The organism is Streptococcus sp. HMSC077D04 (genome assembly GCF_001808785.1).
In the GTDB taxonomy this organism is placed as follows: Bacteria; Bacillota; Bacilli; order Lactobacillales; family Streptococcaceae; genus Streptococcus; species Streptococcus mitis_BX.
In genome coordinates this window covers 22,720-32,387 of record NZ_KV794522.1, presented here as the reverse complement: position 1 = coordinate 32,387, position 9,668 = coordinate 22,720, and the positions used below count along the sequence as shown (strand labels likewise).

At 38.9% G+C, this 9,668-nt stretch carries 7 protein-coding genes; 5 read left to right on the top strand and 2 right to left on the bottom strand.

Going from position 1 to position 9,668, the window contains the following annotated elements; genetic code table 11:
- Nucleotides 1-470 precede the first annotated feature (470 nt).
- Nucleotides 471-677, top strand: a complete 207-nt coding sequence (locus tag HMPREF2701_RS11465; RefSeq protein WP_045606609.1) for a membrane protein — start codon at nt 471-473, stop codon at nt 675-677.
- 104 nt (nt 678-781) lie between these two features.
- Here the strand turns inward: HMPREF2701_RS11465 and HMPREF2701_RS03120 are convergent, their stop codons facing one another.
- Nucleotides 782-1,630 (bottom strand): putative RNA methyltransferase, encoded by an 849-nt coding sequence (locus HMPREF2701_RS03120; protein ID WP_061590128.1) that lies wholly within the window; start codon nt 1,628-1,630, stop codon nt 782-784.
- Nucleotides 1,631-1,781: 151 nt separating this feature from the next.
- Here HMPREF2701_RS03120 and HMPREF2701_RS03115 point away from each other — a divergent pair, with 151 nt between their 5' ends.
- Nucleotides 1,782-2,060, top strand: coding sequence for a DUF6110 family protein (locus tag HMPREF2701_RS03115; protein WP_049492626.1), 279 nt, complete (start codon nt 1,782-1,784; stop codon nt 2,058-2,060).
- Between the two features lies 1 nt (nt 2,061).
- The gene (locus tag HMPREF2701_RS03110) at nt 2,062-4,125 is read left to right on the top strand and encodes a heavy metal translocating P-type ATPase (RefSeq protein ID WP_049492624.1); all 2,064 of its coding nucleotides are present in this window, start codon (nt 2,062-2,064) and stop codon (nt 4,123-4,125) included.
- A 76-nt stretch (nt 4,126-4,201) separates the two neighbouring features.
- Here HMPREF2701_RS03110 and tyrS read toward each other — a convergent pair whose 3' ends face one another.
- Nucleotides 4,202-5,458: a tyrosine--tRNA ligase gene (gene tyrS, locus HMPREF2701_RS03105; RefSeq protein ID WP_000546884.1), complete on the bottom strand. Its 1,257-nt coding sequence runs from the start codon at nt 5,456-5,458 to the stop codon at nt 4,202-4,204.
- Nucleotides 5,459-5,598: 140 nt separating this feature from the next.
- Here tyrS and pbp1b point away from each other — a divergent pair, with 140 nt between their 5' ends.
- The gene (gene pbp1b, locus HMPREF2701_RS03100) at nt 5,599-8,049 is read left to right on the top strand and encodes a penicillin-binding protein PBP1B (protein WP_070482065.1); all 2,451 of its coding nucleotides are present in this window, start codon (nt 5,599-5,601) and stop codon (nt 8,047-8,049) included.
- A 517-nt stretch (nt 8,050-8,566) separates the two neighbouring features.
- Nucleotides 8,567-9,625: a zinc-dependent alcohol dehydrogenase family protein gene (locus HMPREF2701_RS03095; RefSeq protein ID WP_049510020.1), complete on the top strand. Its 1,059-nt coding sequence runs from the start codon at nt 8,567-8,569 to the stop codon at nt 9,623-9,625.
- Nucleotides 9,626-9,668 lie beyond the last annotated feature (43 nt).

The window sequence follows — 9,668 nt, the reverse complement described above, 5'->3', positions numbered from 1 at the left end:
GCTTACACAAAGTATTATAATATGATTATAGGAAAGAAGGTGTTCTTATGATATATACACTTAAATTGGTGTTGTTTATTACCTTTCTTGTAATAAGCTTGTTAGCTGATAAGATTTTTGGAAAAAATAAAAAAATTTGGAAAATAGTTCTTGCAATATTGATGGCGGCGACAGCATTGTCATTTATGTACTAAGTTATTTTAAGAATGTAGGGTTTATTTCCCTACATTCTTTTTAGTTTTTTCTGTTTTCTAGATTCTATTTATCCAAGCGCTTCAAAAACTAACTTTTTTTAAAGCTTAGTGTTAGTAATCTTTATAAGAAACCTAGTTTAAAACAATAAACCAGCGCTTAAAAAGCTGGTTTTTACTGTCTTCAGCCTTATATTTCTTCGTAGTTGATTACCTCATATCCCTTGTATTCGCTTACACAAAGTATTATAATATGATTGTAGGAAAGAAGGTGTTCTTATGTGGAAAAAATATTTTTCAAAATATAAATGGACTGATTTATTTTGGATACTATTTGTGATTTTGACATGTCTCTTGGCGGGTAATAGTAATCTTTACCCCCTTACCCATCAAGAAATCTCTTATCATGGGTGCTTATCGGGAATTACACTTGCCTTATTTCACTTGCTATTTATTGATAAGTTTGTTATTTCGAATCGAAAATAAATGGAGAAGCTAAAAGCTTTAAATGTTTTAGACTTTTCGGATAGATAGTTTGAAAATTGAAATTTAAAACCGCAGATCTTTTTGAAATGCGGTTTTTGTGTCAATTATAGTACTTTCCCAACCAGAATCTCAGCTTCAATGGTAATCTCTGTCAGTTGGCTCCAGTCAATCTTGCTCTGGTCGATGTGAAAGAGTAGGGGTGTCATGCTGAGTAGGGCTTGGAGCTGATCTGCTGTGATAGTCTTGGTCAGAGAGGCAGTTTTACTGGATAAGATAGTGAAGTTGTTTTGGAAATGATTTTTGATATCTTGGTTGGAATACTCCTTGTTTGTCAGCTGGTCTTGTACCTTCTGACGGATTTCCTTGAGGTGATTTTCAGTTGGAATAACCTTTATCAAGATGCCGTCTTTGGATAAAACGCGACGAAATTCTCCATAGTTGGCAGGTGAGAAGATATCAAGCAGGATATCCATGCTGGCGTCTTTTATAGGAAGACGAGCCAAGTCACCAACGAACCAGTTGACTGCCCAGTTTGCTTCACTCTTGGCAGCGATTTGGACGGAATCTTTGGAAATATCAAAGGCATAGAAGGTTTTGTCAGGATGCCTTTTTTGAAGCTTGCGAGAATAGAAACCTTCACCACAACCGATATCTAAAATTGTTGTGGTAGTTTTTGAGCTTGCAAGCAAGTCAGATACAGCATCTAAAATAGCTTGGTAAAAGCCGGCTTCTAGGATTTGTTGGCGATTTTGAAAGTTTTCCTTGTCGTAGTTGGCAGATTGCTTGATTTGAGGGGCTAGATTGACATAGCCGAATTTCGCCAAGTCAAAAGAATGACGGTTGTAGCACTTGAAACTAGTCTCTAGCAGAGTCAGATTTTCTTGACAGATAGGACAGGCAAAGGCAGTCGCAGAAGCAAAACGCTGAAGTTTAGGTTTGAGATTTGTATTCATAGTTTAAGTGTATCAAAAGAGGCAAATGAAAGCAACTTTAGGAATAAGTAGATGGGAGATTCAGTAGAAATAAAACTAATTTTCCAATTTATGGAATGAAATTGCTTTTATATCTAAATTGCTATATAATAATGATAAGGAGGAAATAAGTATGTTAAAAGAAGTATTAAGCGTCGCAAAAGTTGCGAAAAAATCATCACTCTTTTTGAGTGGTGTCGCATTTGGTACACTTGGCTTGAAAATCTTAGCAAGTAAGGAAGCTAAAAAAGGTTATTCTAAAGCTTTGGCTAAGGCTTATAAGTTGAAAGACGAGCTAGATGCATCTGTTTCTGTTGTGAAGCAACATGGAGATGATGTCTTGCAAGATGCCAAATATTTGTACGAGCAAGAGAAAAAAGAAGAGCAATTAGATAGCCTTATAGGAGAATAATATGTCTTTTAAAGTGCTACATAGAGGATATCAACATATCCGACTATCGTCTTCTTTTTCACTCACCTTGGATATTCAAGACTATCTTCGTTCCTTGGCGAGAGATGAAAAGGGGATTGAGTCTATCCAGTTTTACATGGATCAACAGCACTTTACTCTACGCATAAAAGAAGGCTTTTCTGTATTAGATAATACAGAAGCCTTTTTAAAAAGAATTGATAAAGGGAAAGTTTCTGAGTTGATGACTCTTCCCATTCGTAGAGAAGAGAGTGCTTATTCTATTGTCTCAGGTGCAGCGATTAAGCGTATACTTTTTCGTAGTTTTGTGCCGTATCCTATTCGCTATATATGGACTTGTTATCAGGCTTTTGGCTATATTAGAGAAGCCTATCAAACACTAGCGCGTAAGGAACTAACGATGGAGGTCTTGGACTGTTCGGCGATTTTATTGTCCTTGTTTATGAACCAATCCAAGACAGCTAGCAATATCATGTTTATGCTTGATTTGGGGAATCATTTAGATCAGTGGTCCTTGAAAAAAACTGCAACAGATTTAGAACAAAGCCTTCTTGCAAAAGAGAACGATGTATTCCTAGTACAGGGCGATACGGTCGTTAGTATCAAGAGTTCTGATGTTCAAATAGGAGATGTCTTGGTCCTATCTCAAGGAAATGAAATTCTGTTTGATGGACAAGTAGTTTCAGGTTTAGGTATGGTCAACGAAAGTTCCTTGACGGGAGAGAGTTTTCCAGTTGAAAAAAGAGAGTCTGATTTGGTTTGTGCAAATACAGTATTAGAAACTGGAGAGTTGCGCATTCGTGTAACCGATAATCAGATGAACAGCCGTATTTTACAGCTGATTGAGTTGATGAAGAAATCTGAAGAAAACAAGAAAACGAAACAACGCTATTTCATCAAGATGGCGGATAAGGTCGTCAAATATAATTTCTTGGGGGCTGGGCTGACTTACCTATTAACAGGTTCTTTTTCTAAGGCTATCTCTTTCCTATTGGTCGATTTCTCCTGCGCTTTGAAAATCTCTACTCCTGTAGCTTATTTGACAGCTATCAAGGAGGGGTTGAATCGTGAAATGGTGATTAAGGATGGGGATGTTCTGGAGAAATATCTGGAAGTTGATACTTTCTTGTTTGATAAGACGGGAACAATCACAACTAGTTATCCTATAGTTGAAAAGGTGTTACCTTTTGGGGACTATAGTGAGGAAGATATTCTCAGAATCAGTGCCTGTCTTGAGGAACACATTTATCATCCTATTGCTAATGCCATCGTCAAGCAAGCTGAGATAGAGGGAATTGAACATGAGGAAATGCATGGGAAGCTCCAATATATCGCAAGCAAGGGGATCAAATCTCATATAGATGGGCAACCAGTTGTTATTGGAAATTATGTCTTGATGCAGGATGAGCAAATTCATATCAGTTCAGAACAAAATGCTTTAATTGAAGAGTACAAGAGTCACTACAATCTCTTATTCTTGGCTTATCAGAATGAATTGATTGGAATGTTCTGCATTCATACTCCTTTGAGAAAAGAAGCAAAAGCAGCCTTGGAGAAACTTAAGGCACAAGGGAAAAAATTGATTCTGGCAACAGGGGACACCCTGGTTAGAACAGAGGAATTAGTCAAAGATTTGCCCTTTGATCAGGTCTATACAGACTTGAAACCTGATGGGAAATTTGAGTTAGTAGAGGAACTGCAGAAAGCAGGTCACACTATTTTGATGGTTGGGGATGGGTTGAATGACTCAGCTGCTCTAACCCTATCAGATATCGGTGTGGTGATGAATGAGAGTGCAGATATTTCTAAGCAGATGAGCGATATCTTATTGTTAGATAATCGCTTGGATTTCTTCCAAGAGTTAGATTGGCTATCATCATCTTTGCAAACACTTATCAAGAAGAATATTCAAGATACCGTTGTCGTAAATAGTAGTTTGATTGGCTTTGGCTTATTTAATTGGCTCAGTCCTTCAAATCTCTCTATCTTACATAATCTAACAACCTTGCGCATTGTACTGCGTAGCCTGTCTATTAAAAATAGGTAGATGTGGTTATCAACAACAAAAAGGAGTTACCTTTCTCGAGGTTAACTCCTTTTTTTATAGGTAAATGTTGAACAGTTTAGTAAGTCAATACAAAGTATTTTTTCTTACCGCGACGGATAACAGTTAGTTCGTTCTCTAACTTATCTGCGTCACTCAAGACATAGTCAAGGTCTTGAATGCGGTCGCCGTTTACGTAGATAGCTCCATTTTGGACATCTTCACGGGCTTGGCGTTTTGAGTTAACCACACCAGATGAGACGAGCAGTTCCACAATATTGTGGTTTTCATCTGCTTGAACTTGGTAGTTTGGCACTCCACGAAGTCCTTGTTTGAGCTCTTTAACAGAAAGGTTTTTGATGTTTCCTGCAAAGAGTTGCTCAGTGATGTTGAGGGCTTCTTTGTAAGCTTCTTCTCCGTGAACAAGTGTAACGACTTCACGAGCCAAGACTTTTTGAGCCAAGCGTTCGTGTGGCGCTGCTTCAAATTGTTTACGAATGTCTTCAATCTCATCAAGTGACAAGAAAGTAAAGATCTTCAAGAAGCGAACAGCGTCTGCGTCCATAACGTTCATCCAAAATTGGTACATTTCGTATGGAGAAGTCTTTTCAGGATTGAGCCAGACTGCGTTTCCTTCTGATTTACCAAATTTCTTACCAGTTGCATCTGTGATCAGTGGAACAGTGATAACGTGGCCAGTCTTATCAGCCTTACGACGAAGCAATTCAGTACCAGCTGTCATATTTCCCCACTGATCAGAACCACCGATTTGTAGCGTTACGTTGTGATCTTGGTTAAGGACGAAGAAGTCATAACCTTGCATGATTTGGTAGGCAAACTCAGTGTAAGAAATCCCTGTTTCGATCCGTTTTTTCACAGACTCCTTACTCATCATGTAGTTGACAGTAAAGTATTTTCCGATATCACGGAGGAAGTCAATGAAGCTGATGCTGCCAAACCAGTCGTAGTTGTTGACCATGACAGCTTTATTTTCCCCATTTTCAAAGTCAAGAAAACGAGAAAGTTGTCCTTGGATAGACTTGACCCAGCCATCTACTGTGTCTTTTGTTTGGAGACTACGTTCAGCATCTTTGAAGGACGGATCTCCGATGAGACCTGTAGCACCGCCAACGAGCGCATAAGGTTTGTGACCTGCTAGCTGCAAGCGACGACTTGTCAAGATTGCGACAAGGTGGCCTAGGTGAAGGCTGTCAGCAGTTGGATCATAGCCAGTATAATAAGAAACTTGACCTTCTTCTAGGGCTTTACGCAAAGCTTCTTCATCAGTCGTTTGAAAAATCAAACCACGCTCTTTTAGCTCATCAAAAATGTGCATGTGTCTTTTCTCCTTTATAAAATATTGTTTCTACCTATTGTATCACAAACTTGAGCAATAGCCTAGTAGAATAGGGAAGAAAGTAGCTATTTTATTGAAAGTTTACCTTTTATGGTATAATAGTTACAGTGAGGAAATCCATGCAAAATCAATTAAATGAATTAAAACGAAAAATGCTGGAATTTTTCCAGCGAGTAAAATCAAAAATAAATCATAGAAAATCAGAGAAAGTCTCAGAAGTGAAGAAGTCGGATGGGACAGGTGGGAAAGTTCTGGCTATCCTAGGTAGCATTTTAGTTGCTATTAAGGGAATTTTGAATACTCTCTTTATTCTAGGCTTTATCGGTGGGCTTTTTGGTGCTGGTGTAGCTCTTGGTTATGGAGTTGCTTTGTTTGACAAGGCCAAGGTTCCCCAATCGGAGAATTTGGTCAAGCAGGTTAAAAATATTTCTTCCATCTCAGAAATTGTTTACGCAGATGGGAGTGTTATCGCTTCTATCGAGAGTGACCTATTGCGAACTTCTGTTTCATCTGAGGAAATATCGGACAATCTCAAAAAGGCTATCGTTGCTACTGAGGATGAACATTTTCTTGAACATAAAGGAGTTGTGCCAAAAGCTGTGATTCGGGCGACTTTGGGAACCTTTGCAGGTTTGGGCTCGTCTAGTGGGGGCTCGACCTTGACCCAACAGTTAATCAAGCAACAAGTGGTCGGAGATGCTCCGACTTTGGCTCGTAAGGCTACAGAAATTGTTGATGCCCTTGCCTTGGAACGTAGCATGAGTAAGGATGAAATCTTGACGACTTATCTCAATGTTGCTCCCTTTGGTCGAAATCATAAAGGGCAGAATATTGCAGGTGCCCAGCAAGCTGCTGAAGGGATTTTTGGTATCGATGCCAAAAAGTTGAGTATTCCCCAAGCTGCCTTCCTAGCAGGTTTGCCACAGAGTCCGATTACTTATTCCCCTTATGAAAATACTGGAGAGTTAAAGAGTGATGAAGACTTAGAACTTGGTTTGAAGCGGGCCAAGGATGTTCTCTACAACATGTACCGTACGGGTGCTCTGACTCAGGAAGAATACGACCAGTACAAGGATTATAATCTCAAACAAGACTTCTTGCCATCAGGAACTGTCAATGTTGTTTCGAGGGACTATCTCTACTTTACAGCTATGGCTGAAGCGACAGACCGTATGTATGATTATTTAGTTCGACAGGATAATGTTTCGAGCCAAGAGTTGAAAAATGAAGCGATTCGAAAGGCTTATCATGAGAGAGCTGAGCAGGAACTAAGTAATGGCGGCTACAAAATCACTACAACGATCAATAAAAAAATCCATGCGGCCATGCAAAATGCAGTTGCTAACTATGGTCATTTGGTAGATGATTCGACTGGGCAGCCTGAAGTAGGGAATGTTTTGATGGACAATAAAACGGGGGCTGTTCTAGGTTTTGTTGGTGGTCGTAATTACCAGACTAACCAAAACAATCACGCCTTTGACACCAAGCGTTCGCCAGCCTCTACAACCAAGCCTTTGCTGGCCTACGGAATTGCCATTGACCAAGGTTTGATGGGAAGTGCTAGCATATTGTCAAATTATCCTACAAATTTTGCAAATGGTAGTCCGATTGTGCATGGTAGTAGTAAAGGCACAGATATGGTCAATTTGGGTGATGCTTTAAACTATTCATGGAATATTCCAGCCTATTGGACTTATCGCATGCTTCGTGAAAAAGGTGTCGATGTTAAGAGCTATATGGAAAAAATGGGTTACGAGATTCCAGAGTACGGTATCGAAAGTCTGCCTATGGGTGGTGGGATTGAAGTCACAGTTGCCCAGCATACCAATGGTTATCAAACAATTGCTAATAACGGTGTCTATCATCAAAAACATGTGATTTCTAAGATTGAATCATCTGATGGTAGAGTAATCTATGAATTCCAAGATAAACCAGTTCAAGTGTATTCGAAGGCAACAGCAACGATTATGCAGAGTTTGCTTCGTGAGGTGATTTCATCTCGGATCACTTCAAGTTTCCAAACGGATTTGGCTTCTATTAATTCAAGCTTAGCTCGTGCAGACTGGATTGGTAAGACTGGTACAACCAATGAAGATGAAAATATGTGGCTCATGCTTTCGACACCAAGATTGACTCTAGGTGGTTGGCTAGGTCACGATGACAACCGTCCAATGGCTCAGGGGGCTGGGCATTATCGAAATGCCAAATATATGGCCCACTTGGTCAATGCTATCCAACAGGCAGAGCCTGGTGTTTGGGGCAATGAACACTTTAATCTTGATTCAAGTGTGACTCAATCTCAGGTCCTCAAATCTACAGGGCAGAAGCCTGGCAAAGTATCCGTTAATGGAAAAACAGTTGATCTTTCAGGTTCTACTGTGACGAGCTATTGGGCTACCAAGGCGGGAGCTCCAACGACAAGCTATCACTTTGCTATTGGAGGAAGTGAAGCAGATTACCAAAATGCTTGGTCAAGTATTATTGGTAGTTTCTCATCTACACCAAGCTCAAGTAATAGCTCTAGCAGTACATCAAGTTCATTATCTACACAATCAAATAGCAGAAGATAGAACTATAAAATAGAAACCTCTCTTTGAGAACTATTTTTTCAAGTAAAAAATGAAAATATTATATAACGGTCTTGAATCTCGTTAAGAGAGAAGCAAGACCGTTATTGTACTTTTAAAGACAAACGCTATTATCAAAATTGTTGGTAAAATGTAAATTATCAAGTGAGTTTTGTAGCCTAGATAATATTGCAGAGATTATTCGTAATTTTAGTATAGAAATTTACTGAAAGTGCAATTGTTTGGGATGTCCTAGTTTATTAATGATATAGAAGAATATTCTCCATCTATCAGTAATATCATTTTTGTTTAGTCGTTTTATGTTAATCGAAAGTTCTTCTGGAGTAGTGAAATTTCTCTTTGTTAAGGATAAAAGCAGACTAGCTTCTGCTTTTTTATCTATATTTCTTTACCGGTAAATAAAAAAGTTAAAAAAATCACAAAAATACTTGAAGAAACAAATGAAAAGGCTTACAATTGTATTATAAATAGTACAAATAAAAAAACGGAGGAGTGCTTTATGAAAGCCTATACTTATGTTAAACCAGGACTTGCTTCTTTTGTTGATGTAGACAAACCAGTTATTCGCAAGCCAACAGATGCTATTGTGCGTATCGTAAAAACTACTATTTGTGGAACAGACCTCCATATTATCAAAGGGGATGTTCCCGCTTGCCAAAGTGGTACCATTCTTGGTCACGAAGGGATTGGGATTGTTGAAGAAGTTGGAGAAGGAGTTTCGAATTTCAAAAAAGGCGACAAGGTCTTGATTTCTTGTGTTTGTGCCTGTGGTAAATGCTACTACTGTAAAAAAGGAATTTATGCCCACTGTGAAGATGAAGGGGGCTGGATTTTCGGTCACCTGATTGATGGTATGCAGGCTGAATATTTACGTGTCCCTCATGCAGATAACACTCTTTACCATACTCCAGAAGACTTGTCAGATGAAGCTTTAGTTATGCTATCAGACATTTTGCCTACTGGGTATGAAATTGGTGTCTTGAAAGGGAAAGTAGAACCTGGTTGTAGTGTAGCCATTATTGGTTCAGGTCCAGTTGGATTGGCTGCTCTTTTAACAGCTCAATTCTACTCACCAGCTAAATTGATTATGGTGGACTTAGACGATAACCGCTTGGAAACTGCTGTATCATTTGGTGCGACTCATAAAGTTAATTCTTCAGACCCTGAAAAAGCCATTAAAGAAATTTATGATTTGACAGATGGTCGTGGTGTGGATGTCGCTATCGAAGCTGTTGGTATTCCTGCAACATTTGATTTTTGTCAAAAGATTATCGGTATAGACGGAACAGTTGCCAACTGTGGTGTACATGGTAAACCAGTTGAATTCGATTTGGACAAACTTTGGATTCGCAACATCAATGTAACAACTGGTTTGGTATCTACAAATACCACTCCACAATTGTTGAAAGCACTTGAAAGTCATAAGATTGAACCAGAAAAATTGGTAACTCATTATTTCAAACTCAGTGAAATTGAAAAAGCCTATGAAGTCTTCAGTAAGGCAGCAGACCACCATGCAATCAAGGTCATTATCGAAAACGATATCTCGGAAGCCTAGGTAGTAACAAGATTTTGGAACATAAGCAAATAGAAATTCAGTC